The sequence below is a fragment of the Paludibacterium yongneupense DSM 18731 genome (genome assembly GCF_000422925.1).
In the GTDB taxonomy this organism is placed as follows: domain Bacteria; phylum Pseudomonadota; class Gammaproteobacteria; order Burkholderiales; family Chromobacteriaceae; genus Paludibacterium; species Paludibacterium yongneupense.
In genome coordinates this window covers 432720-454928 of the sequence record NZ_KE383957.1, presented here as the reverse complement: position 1 = coordinate 454928, position 22209 = coordinate 432720, and the positions used below count along the sequence as shown (strand labels likewise).

Sequence of the window (22209 nt, the reverse complement as noted above, 5' to 3'; positions counted from 1 at the left end):
AGCCCCCTGCGACCGCGACCAGTGCGGCGGGTACAGCTTGAATGCCGTCACGCCGCCGGTATCTGTTAAAATCGCGGAATGTTGACCGATTTTGAAAAAGACGCGATCCGCGACCACTACCGCACCCTGGCGGACAATCTTCCCGGGTTCCGCCCGCGTGCCGCACAACGGCGCATGCTGGCCGAGGTCGCCCAGGCGTTTTCGCGCATGAAGACACCCGAACTCGCCGCGGCCGAAGGCCGCGAGGGCGAAAGCATCGCCGTGATCGAGGGGCCGACCGGAGTCGGCAAGAGCCTCGCCTATTTGCTGGCAGGCGGCGTCATGGCGCAATCGCGCAATATGAAGCTGGTTGTCAGCAGCGCCACGATCGCGTTGCAAGAACAGTTGGTCAACCGCGACCTGCCCTTCATGGTCGAGAACAGCGGCCTGCCGCTGACTTTCGCCCTGGCCAAGGGCCGCGGTCGCTACCTGTGCCCGTACCGCCTCTACCAGTTGACCGCCGACGTGGCCCAGGGCGACCTGCTCGGCGCCGACCCCTCGCTCGCGCTATGGGACCGCAAGCCGCAACCGGGTGAAGTCGAGGCCCTGCGCGAGCTCGCCGACGCCTTCCACCAGCGCGGCTGGAACGGCGATCGCGACACCTGGAAAGAAAACATCGATGACGGCGTGTGGTCGCGGGTGACCAACGACCGGCACGGCTGCCTGAAAGCCGGCTGCCCCAACCGTCCTGAATGTCCGTTCTTCCTCGCGCGCGAAACACTGGAAACCGTCGACGTCGTCGTCGCCAACCACGATCTGATGCTGGCCGACATCTCGATGGGCGGCGGCGTGATCCTGCCTGCGCCGGAGAACAGTTTCTACTGTATCGACGAAGCGCATCACCTTGCCAAGAAAGCCATCAATCAGTTTGCCGCCGAGCACTCGCTCGCGCAGGCCATGTCGTGGCTGGACAAGGTCGCAGCGACGGCACAGCGCGTCGACACGCTGACCGGCAAAAGCAGCATCGTTGTCGACGCCTGCGACGCGGCCGCCGCGGCGATGGAAACCCTCAGCGAATGGTTATGGCTGCTGCAAGGCGAAGAAGCCCTGGCGGCGAGCAGCGACACGCTGGAGCCGGTCTGGTTGCTCGATGACGGGCTGCTGCCGGAGCGGCTGGCCACGCCGGCAGCCAACATGGCGCTGGCTGCGCGCATGGTATTCAAGCACCTGTCCGCACTATCCGACGCAGTCGGAGAAGCGCGCAAGGAAAAGGGCAGCGAGGCGCTGCTGTTCGACAAAGTGGCCGGCGATCTCGGCTTGCTGATCGGCCGCAGCGAACAGTTGATGGCGGTCTGGGATCTGTTCGAAAAAGTCGCGGAAGAAAAAGCACCCCCCATCGCCAAATGGGTGCAGCGCAAAACCGAAGGCAAGGGCGATTATCTATTTTGCGCCTCCCCGGTCAGCGCCGCTGCGAGCCTGGCCGCCACGCTCTGGCATCGTGCCGCCGGGGCCGTGCTGACATCGGCGACCCTGCGCTCGCTCGGCGCCTTCGATCTGCTGCTGTCGCAAACCGGCCTGGTATGGTTGCCGCATGTGAACTGCGTTGCGCTCGACTCGCCGTTCGATTTTCAAAGCCAGGGCGAACTCTACCTGCCACCGCTGCTGGCGAGCCCCAAAGACCCGGCCGCGCACACCCGCGAGATCGTAGACTGGCTGCCGCGCCTGATAGACGCAAGCGAAGCGGTCGGCACGCTGGTGCTGTTCTCGTCGCGCAAACAGATGCAGGACGTCGCAGCAGGGCTGCCGGCCGAGCTCAGGGAATGCCTGAACGTACAGGGCGAATCGCCGAAAAGCGCATTGCTCGACAACCATCACGCACGGCTGCGCGACGGCAAGGCCAGTGTCATTTTCGGGCTCGACTCGTTTTCGGAAGGGCTCGACCTGCCGGGAGAAAGCTGCGTGCATGTGATCATCGCCAAGCTGCCGTTCGCCATGCCAGACGATCCGGTCGGCCGCACCCTGTCGCGCTGGATAGAAAAACGCGGCGGCAACCCCTTCGTCGAGATCACGGTACCGGAAGCGTCGATCAAACTCGTGCAAGCGGTCGGCAGACTGATTCGGACCGAACGCGACTATGGCCGGGTCACCATTCTGGACAACCGTCTGACACGGCAAAGTTATGGAAAAAAGTTGCTGGCTTCGCTGCCACCATTCAAGCGCATCTGATAATGAGTTAAAATCCGCTGGCTTGTACGGCTGCTGGCCGCGCAAGCCGGCCGCCGGACTTCCTCCGGCAAGATGTACTACCTATACATAAAAGAGCAAACAGCCGGTTCAGCCACCATGATCTGCAATCCATATGAAATCGTAATTCAGGGCCTCACCTCCGAGGGGCGGACTTTCCGACCCAGCGACTGGGCGGAACGGCTGTCAGGCGTACTCGCCTCCTTTACCGCGCAGAAACTGGCCTACCACGCTTATGTGCGGCCGATGATGCTGGACGGCATCCGCTGCGTCGCCATCGACAAGAAGCTTGAAAAAATCGACCCGCGCGCCTTCCAGTTCCTGCTCGACTTCGCTCAGGACAACGACCTGCGCGTCGTCGACTGCCGCACGCTGATCGACGAAGTCTACCCGAACCAGTTTCTGGCCTGACGCCGGAAACGTCGACAAGACATGCGCCCTCCGGGACGACGCCCGGCGGCCGCATGCGCCTGCCAGCGCCTGGCGCCCCGCTCCACTCCTGCTTTGCACCGTTTTCGCGTGTCACATTTTGGTAAAAAAGAGACATTTTTTTTAGTAAACTGTGTCATTTATGACAGCAAGGCCTGAGAAAATCGTGTTTTTGTGTTGTTAAAACCCCGAAATATTAACTACAGTGACGTTGTAACAATACAGCAATGTTAGTTGTTAATAATTGTCGGGCACCCAGACTTCGGCTTGGGGAAGCACTTGACTACACACAAATCACGAAGACTTTGGAGCTCTAGATGAACAAGACGATCCTGGCCGCCGCACTGGCCTCCGCATTCGCATCCACCGTGGCCATGGCCGATGTCACCATTTACGGTTTCCTCAGCTCCGGTATCGAATCGGTCAAGGCGACCGGCAACGGCACCGCAGCCAACGAAGTATCGAGCCGCACCCGCATTTCCGATTACAACTCGCGCATCGGCTTCAAGGGCAACGAAGACCTCGGCAACGGCCTGAAGTCGATCTGGCAGATCGAAAGCAGCCTGAAGAACTTCGAAAACGGCGGCAGCAACGACAAGGGCGAGACCGCTACCTTCGCAACCCGTAACACCTTCGTCGGCCTGACCAGCGACAGCTTCGGTACCGTTCAGCTCGGCTACTACGACTCCGCCTACAAACGCCTGACCAATGTCGGCACCAACGTCATGAACGACACCACGGCCGACACCAACGACAAGGCTGCCGTCGTGACCCGCGGCGATGCGCGCCTGAAGAACTCGGTACACTACACCACCCCGACCTGGAACGGCTTCCAAGCCGGTGCATCCTGGGGCGCCGATGAAACCCGCACCAATGGCCGCAATGCACAACGCTATTCCTTGGCTGGTAACTACACCAACGGCGGCCTGATCGTCGGCCTCGGCTACGACCGTCAAGGCGACACCACCAACGTATCGTCGACCACCGGCGAAGCGATTGGCTCCGGCGTCAGCGGCGTCCACACCGCCTACACCAAGCTGGCTGCAGGCTACAAGTTCGCATTCGGCACCTATCTCGGCGCCCAGTTCGAACGCGCGACCTATGGCCAAGCTTCGGGTTCCGACATGACCCAGAACGACTGGACTGTCGCTGTCACCCAGGATATCGGCGCAGCCACCATCAAGCTGTCGTACAACAAACTCGGCAATCTGAGCAACTCCGCGGCAGGCACCAGCCCGAGCGACTTCGATGCCAAGCAATGGGTTCTCGGCGGCACCTACAACCTGTCCAAGCGCACCCAATTGCTGGCTTACTACACCAAGCTGACCAACGGCAACCTGCAAAATGCCAACTTTGGTACGGAAGGCGTGTACAGCACCACCGGTTCGAGCTCCGCTTCGGTAGGCGTGCACAACACCCTGACCGCTTTCGGCGCAGGCCTGAAGGTCTCGTTCTGATTCGGAACCCCGTTCCGGCAGTATCCAGAAGCACCCTCCGGGGTGCTTTTTTTATTTCCGGCGCCCATGCCCACGGCGCATCCCTGTTGCCAGAAGGCCACACCCCTTCATCCTTCACTGTCATTTACACAGCGGCATCCGCCGGTTTTGCCAGCATTCGCACACTTTTCGGCAGACGCGGGCGCGAAACTTGATCTGGCTCACAGCCGGCCAGTCATGCGATAACGTTTTAGTGGTAGAGTGGTCAGGCCAGTCTACCAGTAGACCGGAATATCGCATCTTTGGAGATTACAATGAAAAAGAAGATCATCGCTCTCGCTCTCGCCTCTTCCTGCGCGGCCCCACTCGCGCTGGCCGATGTCACGATCTACGGCGTGATGAGCGCATCGCTCGAGTCCGTGCAAGCCACCGGCGGCACGGCCACCCTGCCTTCGCGCACCCGCGTCGCCGACAACAACTCGCGCATCGGATTCAAGGGCAGCGAGGACCTCGGCAACGGCCTGAAGTCGATCTGGCAGATCGAAAGCAGCCTGAAATACTTCGAACAGGGCGGCGTCAACGATGCCAACCAGTCGGCGACCTTTGCCACCCGCAATACCTTCGTCGGCCTGGACAGCGCCAAGCTCGGCACCGTGCAGATCGGCCTGTACGACTCCGCCTACAAGCGCCTGACCAACGGCGGCGTCAACGTGATGGGCGATACCGCAGCCGACATCGATGGCAGCAGCAAGAATGTCGCCGCCATCTTCAGCCGCGGCGAAGCGCGACTGTCCAATTCGGTGCACTACACCTCGCCGCTGCTGGCCGGCTTCCAGGGCGGCATCTCGTATGGCGTGGACGAAACCAACACTCCCAAGCGCAACCGTCTGTCGCTGGCCGGCCAGTACAACTGGCAAGGCTTTCAGATTGCGGCCGGCTGGGACCATAGCGCCAACACCGGCGGCTACCTCGGCTACTACAACGGCGCCAACGCCGTGGTCGGCGATGCAGGTGGCAGCGTAAACTTCAGCAAGCTGGTCGCCTCATACAAATTCGCGAGCGGCACCTACCTGGGCGCCGGGGTCGAACGCGGCAGCTACGATGTCGCAGGCAGCAGTGCCATGTCGCAAACCGGCTGGACCCTGGCCGCGACCCAGGACATCGGCGCCGCCACCCTCAAGGCGTCGTACAGCCGCCTCGGCAGCCTGAGCAATACCGCCAGTCCGGACGATTACAAGTCGACAGAATGGGTCCTCGGCGCCAGCTACAACCTGTCGAAGCGGACTTCGGTATTCAGCTACTACGCACGCATCAACAACAAGGCGCTGGCCAACGTCGACTTCGCCAACACCCCCTTGTACACCACCGGCAGCGGCACCAGCAGTCCGACGCTGGCCGCCGGCAATCGCCTGTCCGCCTTCGGCCTCGGCATGAAGGTGCTGTTCTAAGCGCATGAGCTGTTTGGCATGAAGCCCGGGGGCGATCGCCCCCGGTTCGAAATAAAAGCGTTTCGCCCTTTTAATTCATAAAAACGCCAGAATCCGTTTGATTTTTGTCATGCGCCGCGCGGCCTGCACTCGGTAACGTGCGTCTGTCACACTTTCTTAACATGTGCGGGCAAAAGTCGCCCGCCATCGGGAAAGTCGGCAATGCGCCGCTTGCTCCGGGAAGCGGAAGCATCATGATAACGACACGAAATCTGGAGTTTTTGATGAATAAGAAAATTATCGCGGTTGCGCTGGCCACCAGCTTCGCCGCCCCGCTCGCCATGGCAGACGTCACCCTCTACGGTTTCCTCAGCGCCGGCCTCGAATCGGTCAAGGCCGATGGCGCCAGCGCCAGCACCAGCCTTTCTTCGCGCACCCGCGTTTCCGACTACAACTCGCGCATCGGCTTCAAGGGCAGCGAAGACCTCGGCAACGGCCTGCAATCGATCTGGCAGGTTGAAAGCAGCCTGAAGAACTTCGAACAGGGTGGAACCAACGACAAGGGCGAGAGCGCGACCTTCGCGACCCGCAACACCTTCGTCGGCCTGACCAGCAACAGCTTCGGTACCGTGCAGATGGGTCTGTACGACTCGGTCTACAAGCGCCTGACGACCACCGCCGTCGGCACCAACGTAATGGCCGACACCACCGCCGATACCAATGTTTCCAACGGCGTCGTGACCCGTGGCGATGCGCGCCTGAAGAACTCGGTGCACTATACCTCCCCGACCTGGAACGGCCTGCAAGGCGGCGTGTCCTGGGGCGCCGATGAAGCCCGCACCAGCGGCACCAACGCGCAGCGCGTTTCCGTTGCCGGCAGCTACACCAACGGCGGCCTGATCGTCGCTCTCGGCTACGACCATCAAGGCGACACCACCAACACGATCACCTCCGCCACCAGCGGCGAGAAGATTGCCCAGAACGTCGCCGGCGCCAAGACCAACTACACCAAGTTGGCGGCCGCTTACAAGTTCGCCTTCGGCACCTATCTCGGCGCCCAGTTCGAACACGCCAGCTATGGCCAGGCCTCGGCCACCAGCATGACCCAGAACGACTGGACCGTCGCCGTCGCCCAGGACATCGGCGCCGGCAGCGTCAAGCTGTCGTACAACAAGCTCGGCAACCTGAACAACCCGACCTACGGCAGCCCGAGCGACTACAGCGCCAAGCAATGGGTTCTCGGCGGCACCTACAACCTGTCCAAGCGCACCCAACTGCTGGCCTACTACACCAAGCTGACCAACGGCAATCTGCAAAACGCCGACTTCGGCCAGGACGCCCTGTACACCACCGCCTACAACAGTTCGACCTCGACGGCAGCCTCGCTGGCCACGCACACCACGCTGACCGCCTTCGGCGCCGGCCTGAAGGTCGCTTTCTGATTTAGCGCAGCACCCCGTAGTAAGCAGTCAATCGAGTCAGGATTTCGGGCACCTTCGGGTGCCCGCTTTTTTTTGATGCTAAACTGTTGCATTGACCACCCGCAAAGATTTTCCGTATGACCACTCTGATCAAGACCGCCGACGATATCGAAAAGATGCGCATCGCCGGCCGCCTCGCCGGCGAGCTGCTCGATTACATCACGCCTTTCGTCCAGCCCGGCGTCACAACCGAAGAAATCGACCGTCTCTGCCACCGTTATATGGTCGACGTCCAGCACACGATTCCGGCACCGCTGAACTATGCGCCGGACGGCATGACGCCCTACCCCAAGTCCATCTGCACGTCGCTGAACAATGTGATCTGCCACGGCATTCCGAACGACAAACCGCTCAAGAACGGCGACATCATGAACATCGACGTCACCGTCATCAAAGATGGCTATCACGGCGATTCGAGCCGCATGTTCTGCGTCGGTGAGGTCAGCGCCCACGCGCGGCGCCTGTGCAAGATCACCCACGAGTGCATGTGGCTCGGCATCGCCAAAGTGAAAGCCGGCGCCCATCTCGGCGATATCGGCTACGCGATTCAACGACATGCTGAAAGCAGCGGCTATAGCGTGGTTCAGGAGTTTTGCGGCCACGGCATCGGCAAGAATTTTCACGAAGAGCCGCAGGTGCTGCATTACGGCCGCCCCGGCACCGGTCTCAAGCTTGAAGCCGGCATGATCTTCACCATCGAGCCCATGCTCAATCAAGGCAAGCGCCATCTGCGCGTCCAGTCAGACGGCTGGACCGTAGTCACCAAAGACCGTAGCCTGTCGGCTCAATGGGAACACATGCTTGTCGTTACCGACACCGGATACGAAGTCCTGACGCTCTCCCCGGGTGCGCCGCCCCCTTTCAAGGGCTGAGCAAGAACGGGCGCGGACGAAACCGTCTGCGCCCGTGAATTTGTTATACTGAAGTCAACGCAGAAATCGTCGGCACGGAGACACGTCATGGCGCTCAACATCGGCAGCAACACCCCATCCTACCCCTCGACCTCCCAACTCGATGCGAGCCAGAAAACGCGGGAGCGGCTACTGGCCGAGTTGGCCAGTGGCAATACGACGGCAACCGACAGCGCCAGCCAGGCGATTTCGCAATCGCTGAGCGCCCAAAGCCGCGGCGACGAGCAGGCGCTGGAAAACGTCAACGATGGCATCGCAATGACGCAAACCGCCGCCGACGCGGTCACCCAGATTCAGTACAACACGCAACAGATCCAGAATCTCGCCGTCAAGGCCGGCGATGGCGCCTTGTCCGCCAGCGACAGGCAAGCGCTACAGCACCAGGTCGATGCGCTCACCCAGGCCAATTCGGCCATCGTACAGGGCAGCAACTACAACGGCATCCCTCTGCTCGGAGGCAAGGCCACCCTGATCCAGGCCGGCCCCGACGGCAAGCCTGCGAGCCAGATCAGCGTCAACGGCCCCGATCTGGGCAACTCGCTCAATGGCTACGATGACAGCCTTGCCGCCCGGGGGGTCATCGACGTGAGCAGCCAGGCCGCCGCCTTTCAGGCGCAAAGCCAGATCGGCGAAGATCTGTCGACACTGAACACGGTCAACAGTTCGCTCGGCGCCGCCATCGATGCTTTCCATTCGACACTATCCGGCCTGCAGTCGGCGTCGATCAACACCCAGGCCGCGAACAGCCGCATCAGCGACGTCGATTACGCGCGCCAGAGCGCCGCGCTCGCCCGGAGCCAGATCGCCAATCAGTCGGCCCTGGCCATGCGCGCCCAGGCCAACGTCACCCCGCACGACGCGCTCACCCTGCTCGCTTGACGGCGGCATACGCGCCGTTTCATTTGAACGCGCGCGCGATCACCAGGCCCAGGCGCAGCAGCTTGCCGTGGAAAAAATGGCCGGTCGCGGGAAAAACCAGCACCGGCAGGTTCTGCGGTCGCGCCCAGTCCATCACGGCTGCCAGCGGGATGACTTCGTCGTCTTCGCCGTGGATCACCACGCTGTCTTCGGGCACGGCTGGCGTAGGCAGTTCATATTTACCGACGGCGACACCGACGAGCAGCACACGCTCGCAGCCCAGGCTCTCGCGAGCGCGCGCCGCGACAAAGCCGCCGAACGAAAATCCCGCCAGCAACAGGGGCAACGCCCCGTGCCGATCGGCGGCATGCGCGGCGACCGCACGCACATCGTCCACTTCGCCACGGCCGTAGTCATGTTCTCCCTCGCTGGCGCCGACTCCACGCAGATTCGGGCAGTAACAGACATAGCCCTGCCGTGACAGGGCCTTGGCAATGGTCTGCACGACCTTGTTGGTATTGCTGCCGCCCTGCGTGGGATTCGGATGGCAGACCACCGCCACGCCGCGCAGCGGTACCTGCGCCTCGATAACGATAGCCTCCAGTGCACCGGCCGGCCCTGCGATGCGTTCGAGCGTGGCGCCTTTTGGCATCATAACTTGAGCCTTTCCACGATCTCGCCGGCAAGCAGGTGCTTCTCGACGATTTCGTCGATATCCTGCTCATCGATAAACGTATACCAGGTCTCCTGCGGATAGATCACCAGCAGCGGACCGTCGTCGCAACGGCCAAGGCAGCCGGCCTTGTTCACCCGGACCTGGCCCTCGCCGGCCAGTCCGAGCGCCTTGACCTTGTCTTTCATATAGGCCAGCAGATCGCTGGCGCCGTGATTATTGCAACAGCTGTCGCCGGCGGCGCGCTGATTGGTGCAGATAAACACATGATGGCGATAGAAACTCATGGCGTGTCGTTCTCCGTGGAATCAGCCGTCGCTGTCGGCCCAGCCGGTGGCGCCGTGCAGGGCGGCGTTTTCGAATTTCGCATAGTGCCCGACAAAGGCCAGGCGCACGGTGCCGGTCGGCCCGTTGCGATGCTTGCCGATAATCGCTTCGGCCAGGCCTTTTTCCGGCGAATCCGGGTTGTAATAGTCGTCGCGATACATGAAAATAATGATGTCGGCATCCTGCTCGATGGCACCGGATTCACGCAAGTCCGACATCATGGGACGTTTGTTCGGCCGCTGTTCGACGCTACGCGACAACTGGGACAACGCGATGACCGGCACTTGCAGCTCTTTGGCCAAGCCCTTCAGCGACCGCGATATTTCGCCGAGTTCGGCCGCGCGGTTATCGCTGCTGCGACCGGAGCCGGACATCAGCTGCAAGTAGTCGATGACGATCAGGCCTAGCTGGCCGCCATGCTGACGCGCAAGCCGGCGCGCGCGCGCGCGCACTTCGAGCGAGGTCAGCGCAGGCGTCTCGTCGATATACATAGGAGCCTCGGACAGCTTTCCGATAGCGAAGGTCAGCTTCTGCCAGTCGTCGTCGCCGAGGCGGCCGGTACGCAATATATGCTGATCGAGGCGGCCGACTGAACCCAGCATACGCATGACCAGTTGCGTCCCGCCCATTTCCATGGAGAACACCGCGACCGGTTTATTGATTTCAACCGCGACATGTTCGGCGATATTCATCGAGAAGGCGGTTTTGCCCATGGAGGGGCGGCCGGCCACGATCACCAGATCGCCAGGCTGCAAGCCCGAGGTTCGCGAATCGAGATCGACGAAGCCGGTGGCGATACCGGTGACTTCATCGGGGTTGTCGCGGCTATAGAGCATGTCGATGCGTTCGACGACTTCCTTGAGCAGATTGGGCATTTCCAGAAAGCCCTGCTTGGACTTGGCCGTGCTCTCGGCAATCTGGAACACCTTGCCCTCGGCCTCGTCCAGCAGCTGGGCGGCGTCCCGCCCCTGGGGACTGTAGGCGGACTCGGTGATTTCGGCGCCGACCTGGGCCAGCTGACGCATGATCGAGCGCTCGCGCACGATTTCGGCGTAGCGGCGGATATTGGCGGCCGAGGGAGTGTTCTGGGCGAGCGTGGCCAGATAGGCAAGGCCGCCGACGTCAGCCAGCTCGGCGCTCTTGTCCAGGCTCTCCGCCACCGTCACCACATCGGCCGGTCGCGCGAGTTCGACCAGTTTGGAAACGTGGCGATATATCAGCCGGTGATCGTGCCGGTAGAAGTCGCTTTCGCTGACGACATCGGCGATCTTGTCCCAGGCCTGGTTGTCCAGCAACAGGCCGCCGAGCACCGACTGCTCAGCCTCGACCGATTGCGGAGGGGTGCGTATGGACTGCGTCTGTTGATCAAAAGTATCGATGGAATCAGTCATGTGGCAACTAAAGTAGTGGGGGGTGTGCTGTCAGCAACAAGCACACATTCTAGCAGAGTTTGCCCCTGTCGCCGGTCGGCGGCCTCGATCCGGGTCTGGCCTCGGTGCAGGGTTTGCAGTACACTTGTCATGAATACCAACCGTTTGGTTTATTTTTTACCTAGGAGAGCCTGATGGAACACAAACTGCCGCAACTGCCGTATGCCCTGGACGCACTTGCCCCGCACATTTCCAAGGAAACCCTCGAGTACCATTACGGCAAACATCACCAGACCTACGTCACCAACCTGAACAACCTGATCAAGGGCACCGAATTCGAAAACGCAAGCCTGGAAGAGATCGTACGCAAGGCTTCCGGCGGTATTTTCAATAACGCCGCCCAGATCTGGAACCACACCTTCTACTGGTTCGGCCTGTCCCCGAACGGCGGCAATGCACCGACCGGCGCGCTGGCTGCGGCCATCGACGCTAAATGGGGCTCGTTCGAGGAATTCAAGAAGGCCTTCACCCAGACCGCCGTCGGCACCTTCGGTTCCGGCTGGGCATGGCTGGTAAAAGCCGCCGACGGCTCGCTCGAGCTGGTTTCGACCAGCAACGCCGCCACCCCGCTGAGCACCGACAAAAAGCCGCTGCTGACCTGTGATGTATGGGAGCACGCTTACTATATCGACTTCCGCAACAGTCGCCCCAACTATATGGAAGCGTTCTGGAAGCTCGTCAACTGGGACTTCGTGGCCGGCAATTTCGCTGCCTGATCCCAGGTCGTCGCGCCCCCGGGCGCGCTAGCGATCACGATTGCACGTCATACGCGCCCCGTCCGCCCCGGACCCGGGCGCGAAATTCGTCGGCCGCCAGCGGACGCTCGAACAGATAGCCCTGCACGCAGTCGCACCCCGACTCCCGCAAGAAACGCAATTGTTCTCGCGTCTCCACGCCTTCCGCGACCACCCGCATCCCCATACTGTGCGCCATTGACAAGATCGCCAAGACAATGGTACGGTCGCCGGCATTCTCGGTGATGCCGGTGACGAAACTGCGATCCACTTTCAGTTCGTCGATGGGAAAACGTTTGAGATAAGACAACGAAGAGAAACCGGTCCCAAAATCGTCGACACTGAGTTGAAACCCATCCGCTTTCAGGGCCAGCAGCAAAGGCTCGCAATGGGCGGCATCCATCAGCACGCCTTCGGTAATTTCCAGACAAATTCGCGCCGGCGTCAAACCCGCGGCGGCCACGATGCTGCGCAAGCACGATATCCGCTCGGGATGACGAAAATGACGCGCCGACATATTGACACTGACATAGGGCAACATCACTCCTGTCGCATCCCATTCCGCGATCTGGCGGCACACCGCCGCGAGCACCCACTCGGTGATTTCGACGATCTGGCCGCTCTGCTCGGCGATGGGGATGAATAGCAAGGGCGACACGACGTCAGCACCATCCTGCCAGCGCAACAAGGCTTCGCATCCGGCAAGCCGCCCGTCATCCAGGTCTATCTGCGGCTGATAATGCAAAAACAACTCGCCGCGCGGCAAGGCCTGGCGCAAACCGCTCTCTATCCGCAACTGTCGGCTCATGTGTTCGGCCATCGCCGCCGCGAAGAATCGGTGGCTGTTTTTTCCCTGCCGTTTGGCATGGTGCAAGGCGATATCGACTTTGCGCAGCAAGGTCGCAGCGTCGCGGCCGTCATCAGGAAACAGGCAGGCGCCGATACTGGCCGGCACAAAAGCTTCGATAGTCGCGATCAGATACGGTTCGGCCAAGGCCTGCCCTATGCGCTCGCACACCGCATCGGCCGCCCCGATCGAAGTATCGGTCAGCAGCACCAGGAACTCGTCGCCGCCGCTGCGCGCAACCGTGCCCCCCGGCGGCAAGGCACGCTGCAGCCGCGATGCCGCCTCGACCAGCAAGGCATCGCCGACAGCGTGCCCCATGGTATCGTTGACGGTTTTGAAATCGTCCAGATCAAGCAGCAACAGCGCGAGGCGCTGCCCATCGCGCGCAGCCCCCTCCAGCGCCAGGCCGAAGCGGTCGTTGAATACGGTTCGGTTCGGCAAGGCCGTCAATTCGTCGTGCGTCGCCAGATACTCGATCCGCTGGTGCGACTGACTGACAATAGCCGCATCGCGGTACATGGCAATGTAATGACTGACGGCACCGTCGTCGCCCTTGACCGCCGCCAGCGACAGCCATTTGAATAGCAGATCGCCATTTTTCTTGCGGCTCCATATTTCGCCCTGCCACGCGCCATGAGCGTGCAGCTGCGTCCTCAAGCCGCCATAGAACGCTTCGTCATGCCTCTCCGAGCGCAACAGACTCAAGCCCTGCCCGATCAACTCCACGCGCGCATAACCCGTCATCGCCACAAAGGCTTCATTCACCGTCTGTATCGTCAAGCCAGGGCTTGCCAGCACGACGCCGTCTCCGCTGCGGTCAAACACCTGCGCCGCCAGAATCAACTGCGCCTCAGCTTGTTTCTGCTCCGTAATGTCGCGCACGACCTCCCACATGCCTATCGCAAGTCCGGTGGCATCTTTGCGCAAAAAAGTTCTCGCCTCGACGGGGATGCATCGTCCATCCGCGGCCAGAACCTCTTTCTCGTAACGCGCGGAATGTCCGTCAGCCGCCAGTTGCACGGCAAGAACCGGCGCCAGTTTTTCGCTCCAGGCCGCTGGCGTGATCTGATCAACCCGCATCGTCGCCAGTGCCGCATCGTCAAAGCCCAGCAAATGCCGGTAGGCATCGTTCCATTCGACCAGCCCTCCTTCCATATCGAAAAAAACGACCGCATCCTGCAAACTGCGATAGAACAGGCGAAACTTCTCGGCACTCTCGCGCAAACGGTCGCGGGCCGACTCTTCGGCACTGACGTCGTCGAGCAGCCACACCCAGCCGAGCAGCGAATCGCCAACAATCGGTGCGGCGGTGACACGCAGCGCATGCGGTGCAGAAGCAAAGCGCCAGATCCCGCCGCATGCGGTGTGCGAAGGGGCAGAGGATTGCAGGGAGGCCAGGGTCGCGCCAAGCGCTTCGGGGTTGAGCGCCAGACCGGCAAAGCGCGTGAGTGCGGCGGACAAGGCCGCGGCCCCGACATCGCCGACATCGACACCGAGCCAGGCCGCCGCCGCTTTGTTGGCAAAGCCGCGCGTACCGTTATTGGGTACAATCACCACCCCCAACGGCAAGGCACCGAGCAGGCCCCGCATCTGCAGATGCGATTCCAGCGCCGAATCGGCCGCGCTCAGATAGGCGAGGCGATGGTTGAAGGCCTGACGTGCGAACTCGGCCAGCCCCCCGACCTGGCCGGGCACCGCCGCCGCATCGCGCCAGAAGGCAAAGCAACCTCCTCCCGGCTCGCAGGTCAGCGTCAGCAATGCGAGCGACGCGGCTTCGAGCCCTGCGCGCAGCATGAACGGCAGGCGCTGCAAGGCCGGCGCGCCATATTCGAGCAGGATGGGTTCTTCCGGCAAAGCTAGCAGAAAACCGCAATCGATCAACGATATCGGCGCACACGCGACGGGAATTCTGACGCCATCATCGGCGTCGCGCCAATAACAGACCCCATCAGCCTGCAGCAGAGCGCGCAGCAGTTCGGCTTCATGGTCCTGATCAGCAATGGGTATGGACATGGAGAAAGTCCAGCAAAGCGGCATTGATGGCCCGCGGTGCCGCCAATTGCGGAAAATGCCCCCGGGTCGCGATCACGCGAAAGTCGCGGGCCCGCCCGTGCTCTGCCAGCCAGTTCGCCGCCGCGAGCGGCACAGCCACATCCGACTCGGTCTGCAACACCTGCAGCGGTACCCGGATCGCCTCCACCTCGGCACGGAGATCGGAACGCATTGCCGCCGCGAAGACGGCACATGCCACATCGGGACGCAAGGAAAGCAAGCGACGGGTGAAGTCGATCGCCAGCGTCGGCTTCTCGTGCCGGCCTGCGGCGAGCGGCCCGAATCCATTGGCCCAAGCGACATAATCGCCGTGCATGGTATCGAGCAGACTGTCGACCTCCTGCGGTGAAAAACCGCCGACATAGTGCTGTGCGGGGTCATCGATATAGCGTGCCGATGCGGCGAGCAGCTGCAGCGAGTCGAACAGACCCGGTTCTCCATGGCAGGCCAGAATACCGATGGCCGCGCCAAGCGAGTGACCGACGTAGCTCGCCTTGCTGACACCCAGCTCGCGCAGCAGGAGCACCAGATCTTCGGCGAAGCCGTATAGGCTTGCGTGGCGCGCAGGCTGATAGGCTGCCAGGGTGCCCGGCGTGGCGCCGGCAAAATCGAAGAGCACGACACGGTAGCCCTGTTCGACCAGCGAGCGCACCTGCGCGTCCCAGCTCGTCTGATCCGTGCCGAAACCGTGACCGAACACCACCGTCCGGACGCCTTCGCCGAGCACGTGGGCATTGAATCGATGCGCCATGCTGTTCATGCAGATCTGCCCCGTCTTATGGCACGTACAAATCCACCCGGGAAGCGCACGATCCGATCTGACGCGATACGACCCGAGCGGAATAGATAGAATAACTTATGACTTAAGAATAGCCAATTATTGATAAATACTCAAAACCGGGAGGTACAGAAAAGCCCGCAGCGAGCAAAGTCGCGGCGGGCCTGCGGGGAAGCGAGACGGGTTACTGCTGCTCGGCCATCTGCTTGCCGACCGACAAGGTATAACGCTTGCGCAAGCCCGACAGATAGCTGCCGGCCTGAGCATTGGAATACACCTGCGAGATCATGCTTGCCAGCTGGGTCTGCTGTTCGGCCGAAATCGCCGGAGCCGGCAGCAGCTTGTCGACGCGATAGATCACATAGTCGCCGTTGTCGTGTTTGACCCCGGCAAAGCGCGGCAGTTTGTCGCTACCCGGCACGGAGAAAATCGCCCGCATATCGGCGACAGGCAAACCGCTTTGCTGCGTGCGTGACACGACGTGCGGCTGACTCCACGCTTGCGACTCGATGTCGTTCCCGGCTTTGAACTTGGCCAGCAGCGCCAGTCCACTCTGCTCGGATAGACGCGAGCCATCGCGTGCCACCAGTTCGGCGCGAATCGCATCGCGAACGTCGGCGAACGTTTGCTGCCGCTCGGCTTGATGCTCTGCAACGCGCACAACCACCAGGGTATTGTGGCCGAGGTCGATCACGTCGCTATTGTGCTTCTTCTTCAGCACGTCATCGCTGAACGCCGCTGCGATCACCTTCGGGTTGGAGGATACCGGATCGCTGCCCGGCTTGCCGCGGCTGACCCACCCCGTATGTTGAACATCGAGCTTGAGCGCGTCCTGCGCCGCTTTGAGCGAGTCGCCCTGCTGATAGGACACCTCGGACAACTTGTCAGATGCGGCACGGAAGGTCGCGGCGGCTTTCTGCTGCTTCAGCGCCTGCACGACCTTGTCCTTGACCGTAGCAAAATCGGGCACCGTGACCGAGTCGACGCGGATGATATGGTAGCCGAACTGGGTCTCGACCGGGCCGCTGATCTGGCCGGCCTTGAGTGCCCACGCCGCGTCGGCGAAGGGCTTGACCAGATTGGTGCTCAGCGTGTCGTGATCAAACTCGCCCAGACTCCCCCCCTGCCCCGCACTGCCCGGATCCTGCGAGCGGCTGCGCGCGAGTTCGGCGAAGCGCTCGGGATGCTGGCGTGCTTCCTTGGACAACGCCTCCGCCTGTGCCTTGACCCGCGCCTTGTCCTGCGCCGAAGCGCCCTTGGCTACGGTCAGCAGGATATGCGAAATCGTACGCTTCTCGGGCGAGAACGACGCCTGATGCTGCTGATAGAATTTTTCCACCTCGGCATCGCTGACCTGCAGCGACTGCGCCAGACCGTCCTGCGACAGCTGCACATAGTCCAGCCGTACCGAATCCGGGGTCTTGTAGCGCGCGCGGTTTGCATTGTAGTAGGCGGTCAGCGTGGCATCATCCGTCTTGACGCGAGACGCCTGCGACTGCGGGGTCAGCACCAGCGCCCGCACCTCGCGCCCTTCGCCGAGCAAGGCCGCCATACGCGCAACGACGGTATGCGACACGATCTGGCTGGCCGTGAAAGGACTGACCTGCGCTTGCAGCAGCAGATCGCGCGACAGCCGGGTCTCGAAGCGGGACGCGCTCATCTCGCGGTCCTTGAGAAACTGGAGATACAGGTCCTGGCTGAACTTGCCGTTATCCTGGAATTCGGGAACCGCCATGATCGCGCGCTGCAGCTGGGTCGTCGTCACGCCAAAGCCGTTGTCGCGCGCATCGGCGAGCAGCAGCTCGTTGCGGACCAGACCATCCAGCGCAAGTTGCCGCGAAGCGGCGTCGTTGGGCTGGCCTTCCATCGCGCGATCCAGATCCTGGCGGGTGATCTTGACACTGCCAACCTTGACCAGGAAGGGATCGTCAACCGCACTGCTGTAGCTGCCCACGCCGAAACCGACGAAGGTGAGAGCCACCGCGCCCAGAATGATCTTGATGGCTACGTTATTTTTCTCGACAAACTCGTACATGGCGTAATGGCGAATGCCACCCCGGCTAAAAAAAAAGGTGAACGCGGGTTCACCTTTTTGTGTGTTCTGGCGGAGCGGACGGGACTCGAACCCGCGACCCCCGGCGTGACAGGCCGGTATTCTAACCAACTGAACTACCACTCCAGACTTTGGTGGGCGTTGACGGAGTCGAACCGCCGACATTCTGCTTGTAAGGCAGACGCTCTACCAACTGAGCTAAACGCCCCTGCGCCTCGCTTCTACCTAACAGCGAGACTGCAGATTATAGCGCTTCTTTCAGTGCCTTGCCAGCACGGAACTTCGGGGAACGGGCCGCAGCGATTTTGATGGTTTCGCCGGTTTTCGGGTTGCGGCCGCTACGCTCGGCGCGCTCACCCACATAGAAGGTACCAAAACCCACCAGCGTCACGGGGTCACCGTTTTGCAGCGAGGTGGTTACAGCGGAAATCAGGCCATCGAGCGCCTTGGCGGCGGTTGCCTTGGAGATATCGGCTTCCGCGGCGATAGCATCAATCAATTCCGACTTGTTCACGTAAAGTCCCCTTTCGTCGTTCTTCGGTCAGCTTAGTTTAGATAAAAACCGTTTGCTTTATAGCAAGGCGCAAATCCTTGTGTCAAGCGGCTTTCCGGGCCATTCTGCCATTTCGGACGCGCCACAGGAAGCCTTTTGTGCAAAGGTTTTCACCCGTTTTGCTAAATATCTGTTTTTAATGCGTCATTACGGACACACCGGAGCCCGTTTCTGCCGCAGGAAGCGTGTCGTCGGGCTTGCCGTCATCATCGAGCGGCAGAGGCTGCGATTCGAGCGCCAGGGCCAATACCTCGTCTATCCACTTGACCGGGTGGATTTCGAGCTTGTTGCGGACGTTGGCCGGGATCTCGGCCAGGTCTTTTTCGTTGCCCTTCGGGATCAGCACATGGCGGATCCCGCCGCGCTGCGCCGCCAGCAGCTTCTCCTTCAGACCGCCGATCGGCAGCACCTCCCCACGCAGGGTGATCTCGCCCGTCATCGCCACGTCCGCGCGCACCGGAATGCCGGTAAAGGCCGACACGATGGCCGTCGTCATCCCGGTCCCGGCGCTCGGCCCGTCCTTAGGCGTCGCCCCTTCGGGAACATGCACGTGCATGTCGTGCTTCTCGTAGAAGTCCTGGCGAATGCCCAGCTGCCTGGCGCGGCTGCGCACCACGCTCATGGCCGCCGTGATCGATTCCTGCATCACCTCGCCCAGCTGGCCGGTACGCACGATCGTGCCCTTGCCCGGCAGCGCCACCGCCTCGATGGTCAGCAACTCGCCGCCCACTTCGGTCCAGGCCAAACCGGTCACCTGCCCCACTCGGTTTTCTTCTTCCGCCACCCCATAGTCGAAGCGGCGCACCCCGAGGTATTTCTCGAGGTTACGGGCGCTGACCGTCACCTTGCCGGCTTTGGCCGACTTCAGCGACTGCGCCGTCACCACCTTGCGGCAGATGCGCGCAACTTCGCGGTCAAGACTGCGAACGCCCGCCTCGCGGGTGTAGTAGCGGACAATATCGCGCAGCGCCGACTCCTGGATCGCCAGTTCGCCATCGCGCACTCCATTGGCCTTGACTTGTTTGGGCACCAGATACTTCAGGGCGATATTGACTTTCTCGTCCTCGGTATACCCCGACAAGCGGATAATCTCCATCCGGTCGAGCAGGGCCGGCGGGATATTCAGCGAATTGGCCGTCGCAACGAACATGACGTCGGACAAGTCGAACTCGACCTCGGCGTAGTGATCGACGAAAGCGTGGTTCTGCTCGGGGTCGAGCACCTCGAGCAGGGCCGACGAAGGGTCGCCACGGAAATCGGCCCCCATCTTGTCGACCTCGTCGAGCAGGAACAGCGGGTTCTTGACGCCGACCTTGCTCATGTTTTGCAGCACCTTGCCCGGCATCGAGCCGATATAGGTGCGGCGATGGCCGCGAATCTCGGATTCGTCCCGCACGCCGCCAAGCGCCATGCGTACGAACTTGCGGTTGGTCGCGCGCGCCAGCGACTGTCCGAGCGAGGTCTTGCCCACCCCCGGCGGCCCGACCAGGCACAGGATGGGCGCCTTGAGCTTTTCGACGCGCTGTTGCACCGAGAGATACTCGAGAATGCGTTCCTTGACCTTCTCCAGACCGTAATGATCTTCTTCGAGCACGGCCTCGGCATCGGCCACATCCTTGTTGATCTTGGTCTTCTTCTTCCAGGGCAGTTCCAGCAACGTATCGATATAGTTGCGCACGACGGTCGCCTCGGCCGACATCGGCGACATCATCGACAGTTTCTTCAGCTCGGACAGCGCTTTTTCGCGCCCTTCCTTGCTCATGCCCGCCGCGCGGATTTTTTTCTCCAGCTCGTCCAGATCGCTGGCCTCGTCCATCTCGCCCAGCTCTTTCTGGATCGCCTTGACCTGTTCGTTCAGGTAGTACTCGCGCTGACTCTTCTCCATCTGCCGTTTGACGCGGCCGCGGATGCGCTTTTCCACCTGCAGGATGTCGATTTCGCTTTCCAGCTGGCCCAGCAAATGATCGAGACGGGCCTTGATATCGAACCGCTCCAGCATCTCCTGCTTCTGCTCGAGCTTGAGCGGCAGATGGGCGACGATGGTGTCGGCCATACGGCCGGCCTTCTCGATACCGGCCAGCGAGGTCAGAATCTCGGGCGGGATCTTTTTGTTCAGTTTGACGTACTGCTCAAACTGGGCAAGCAGGGCGCGACGCATGGCCTCGGTCTCGGTCGAGTCCTCGGCATCGGATTCGACCGGCTTGATGCGCCCGAGGAAACACTCGTTCTCCTCGGTGACCGATTCGATCACGGCGCGTTGGCGCCCCTCGACCAGAACCTTGACGGTCCCGTCGGGTAGTTTGAGCATTTGAAGAACGGCGGCGATGGTGCCCACGCCGTAGAGATCGTCGGCCTCCGGTTCATCCTTCGATGCGGAGCGTTGCGCCACCAGGAGGATCTGTTTGCCTTCGTCCATGGCCGCTTCCAGCGCGCGAATGGACTTGCTACGCCCGACAAACAGGGGAATGACCATATGCGGAAACACCACCACGTCGCGCAGCGGCAGTAACGGCAATACGGTGTCTTCTTTGAGTTCAGCTGATTGCGGCATATCACCTAGCCTTGCTTACAAAATTACATGCAACTGAGATGGGGCGGACGCCGGAAAATTCAACAACCCCATACTAAAACAGTTTGCCGGGAGCGAAAACAAAAACCGCCCTTGCGGGCGGTTTCGGAGAGTGCCGCAGCGCGTATGCGGCGCGACGCCGTCAGGCTGACTGCGCCTCGTCGTCCGATTCACGATACAGAAACAGCGGCTTATCGCCCTTCTCTATCACTTTCTCGTCGACCACCACCTTCTCGACATCGTTCATGGACGGCAGTTCGTACATCGTATCCAGCAATGCGCGCTCCAGGATAGAACGCAGACCGCGGGCACCGGTCTTGCGCGCCAGCGCCTGCTTGGCGATGACACGCAGGGCGGACGGCCGGACTTCGAGCTCGACCTGTTCCATCTGGAACAGTTTCTGGTATTGCTTGACCAGGGCGTTGCGCGGCTGGGTCAGAATCGTGACCAGCGCCTCCTCGTCCAGCTCTTCCAGCGTCGCGACGACGGGCAGACGTCCGATCAGTTCCGGAATCAGGCCGAACTTGATCAGGTCCTCCGGCTCGACTTCCTTGAAGAGGGCGGAAATACTGCGCGAATCGTCCTTGGATGCGACTTCCGCCCCAAAGCCGATGCCGCCCTTTTCGGAGCGCTGGCGTATGATGCGGCCGAGACCGTCGAAAGCGCCGCCGCAAATGAACAGGATATTGGTCGTATCGACCTGGATGAACTCCTGGTTCGGATGCTTGCGCCCGCCCTGCGGCGGAATCGAAGCCACCGTCCCTTCGATCAGCTTGAGCAGCGCCTGCTGCACGCCTTCGCCCGACACGTCGCGGGTGATCGAAGGATTCTCCGACTTGCGCGAGATCTTGTCGATTTCGTCGATGTACACGATGCCGCGCTGCGCCTTCTCGACGTCGTAGTCGCATTTCTGCAGCAGTTTCTGGATGATGTGCTCGACATCTTCGCCCACATACCCCGCTTCGGTTAGCGTAGTCGCATCGGCAATGACGAAGGGCACGTCCAGCAGCCGCGCGAGCGACTGTGCGAGCAGGGTCTTGCCCGAACCGGTCGGTCCGATCAGCAGGATGTTGCTCTTGGCCAGTTCCACGCCATCCTTGTCCTGCGGCGAATACAACCGTTTGTAATGGTTGTAGACGGCAACAGAGAGCGTCTTCTTGGCCAGATCCTGCCCGATGATGTACTGATCGAGATCGCCCCGGATCGCCTGCGGCGAAGGCAGCGCGGCATCGCCGCCCGCGGCGGCGTCCACCGGCTTGGGCGCATCGAGCTCTTCGCGAATGATATCGTTGCACAGCTCGACGCATTCGTTGCAGATAAAGACCTGCGGACCTGCGATCAGGCGCTGCACCTCATGCTGGCTTTTGCCGCAGAAGGAGCAGTACAGAAGTTTCTCGTTGCTATTTTTATCAGCCATCAATGAAGGTC

Annotated in this window: 16 protein-coding genes, 2 tRNA genes and 1 pseudogene; 8 read left to right on the top strand and 11 right to left on the bottom strand. The window is 61.4% G+C overall.

Going from position 1 to position 22209, the window contains the following annotated elements:
• The first annotated feature begins 78 nt into the window (after positions 1-78).
• The 7 genes and pseudogenes from dinG (at position 79) to G520_RS0116510 (ending at position 8786) form a co-directional block, all read left to right on the top strand.
• On the top strand, positions 79-2205 hold the full coding sequence (gene dinG, locus G520_RS0116540; protein WP_028536613.1) for an ATP-dependent DNA helicase DinG: 2127 nt from the start codon (positions 79-81) through the stop codon (positions 2203-2205).
• A 117-nt stretch (positions 2206-2322) separates the two neighbouring features.
• Positions 2323-2607, top strand: a pseudogene (locus G520_RS0116535) (DUF3579 domain-containing protein); the annotation flags it as partial.
• A 362-nt stretch (positions 2608-2969) separates the two neighbouring features.
• Complete coding sequence (locus G520_RS0116530) at positions 2970-4109, top strand: porin (RefSeq protein ID WP_028536611.1); 1140 nt, start codon at positions 2970-2972, stop codon at positions 4107-4109.
• 293 nt (positions 4110-4402) lie between these two features.
• On the top strand, positions 4403-5536 hold the full coding sequence (locus tag G520_RS0116525; RefSeq protein WP_028536610.1) for a porin: 1134 nt from the start codon (positions 4403-4405) through the stop codon (positions 5534-5536).
• Between the two features lie 263 nt (positions 5537-5799).
• The gene (locus G520_RS0116520) at positions 5800-6957 is read left to right on the top strand and encodes a porin (RefSeq protein WP_028536609.1); all 1158 of its coding nucleotides are present in this window, start codon (positions 5800-5802) and stop codon (positions 6955-6957) included.
• Positions 6958-7073: 116 nt separating this feature from the next.
• Positions 7074-7868, top strand: a complete 795-nt coding sequence (gene map, locus G520_RS0116515; protein ID WP_028536608.1) for a type I methionyl aminopeptidase — start codon at positions 7074-7076, stop codon at positions 7866-7868.
• A gap of 87 nt (positions 7869-7955) precedes the next feature.
• A complete protein-coding gene (locus tag G520_RS0116510; protein ID WP_028536607.1) occupies positions 7956-8786 on the top strand; it encodes a flagellin N-terminal helical domain-containing protein in 831 nt (276 codons plus the stop codon).
• Positions 8787-8805: 19 nt separating this feature from the next.
• Here G520_RS0116510 and G520_RS0116505 read toward each other — a convergent pair whose 3' ends face one another.
• Genes G520_RS0116505 through dnaB form a run of 3 tightly spaced genes read right to left on the bottom strand, consistent with a single transcriptional unit; the run spans position 8806 to position 11156 of the window.
• Positions 8806-9417 (bottom strand): alpha/beta hydrolase, encoded by a 612-nt coding sequence (locus G520_RS0116505; protein ID WP_028536606.1) that lies wholly within the window; start codon positions 9415-9417, stop codon positions 8806-8808.
• Positions 9417-9725 carry a (2Fe-2S) ferredoxin domain-containing protein gene (locus tag G520_RS0116500; protein ID WP_028536605.1) on the bottom strand — a complete coding sequence of 103 codons (309 nt, stop codon included), beginning with the start codon at positions 9723-9725 and terminating at the stop codon, positions 9417-9419. The genes G520_RS0116505 and G520_RS0116500 overlap by 1 nt, the downstream gene beginning before the upstream one ends.
• 21 nt (positions 9726-9746) lie before the next feature.
• Positions 9747-11156 (bottom strand): replicative DNA helicase, encoded by a 1410-nt coding sequence (dnaB, locus tag G520_RS0116495; protein WP_028536604.1) that lies wholly within the window; start codon positions 11154-11156, stop codon positions 9747-9749.
• 173 nt (positions 11157-11329) lie between these two features.
• Between dnaB and G520_RS0116490 the strand changes: the two genes are divergently transcribed.
• Complete coding sequence (locus G520_RS0116490) at positions 11330-11911, top strand: superoxide dismutase (RefSeq protein ID WP_028536603.1); 582 nt, start codon at positions 11330-11332, stop codon at positions 11909-11911.
• 34 nt (positions 11912-11945) lie between these two features.
• Here the strand turns inward: G520_RS0116490 and G520_RS23255 are convergent, their stop codons facing one another.
• The 8 genes from G520_RS23255 to clpX all read right to left on the bottom strand — a co-directional run bounded on the left by G520_RS23255 (position 11946) and on the right by clpX (position 22198).
• Positions 11946-14789, bottom strand: coding sequence for a sensor domain-containing protein (locus G520_RS23255; protein WP_051229475.1), 2844 nt, complete (start codon positions 14787-14789; stop codon positions 11946-11948).
• Positions 14770-15579 carry an alpha/beta fold hydrolase gene (locus G520_RS23250; protein ID WP_051229474.1) on the bottom strand — a complete coding sequence of 270 codons (810 nt, stop codon included), beginning with the start codon at positions 15577-15579 and terminating at the stop codon, positions 14770-14772. The genes G520_RS23255 and G520_RS23250 overlap by 20 nt, the downstream gene beginning before the upstream one ends.
• Before the next feature lie 211 nt (positions 15580-15790).
• Positions 15791-17641: a SurA N-terminal domain-containing protein gene (locus tag G520_RS0116475; protein ID WP_028536602.1), complete on the bottom strand. Its 1851-nt coding sequence runs from the start codon at positions 17639-17641 to the stop codon at positions 15791-15793.
• A gap of 67 nt (positions 17642-17708) precedes the next feature.
• Positions 17709-17785 (bottom strand) — tRNA-Asp (locus tag G520_RS0116470).
• Positions 17786-17791: 6 nt separating this feature from the next.
• Positions 17792-17867: transfer RNA gene (locus G520_RS0116465), tRNA-Val, on the bottom strand.
• Positions 17868-17903: 36 nt separating this feature from the next.
• Positions 17904-18173, bottom strand: coding sequence for an HU family DNA-binding protein (locus G520_RS0116460; protein ID WP_028536601.1), 270 nt, complete (start codon positions 18171-18173; stop codon positions 17904-17906).
• Positions 18174-18348: 175 nt separating this feature from the next.
• Positions 18349-20763, bottom strand: a complete 2415-nt coding sequence (gene lon, locus G520_RS0116455; protein ID WP_028536600.1) for an endopeptidase La — start codon at positions 20761-20763, stop codon at positions 18349-18351.
• Positions 20764-20923: 160 nt separating this feature from the next.
• Positions 20924-22198, bottom strand: coding sequence for an ATP-dependent Clp protease ATP-binding subunit ClpX (gene clpX / locus G520_RS0116450; protein WP_028536599.1), 1275 nt, complete (start codon positions 22196-22198; stop codon positions 20924-20926).
• Positions 22199-22209: the final 11 nt, after the last annotated feature.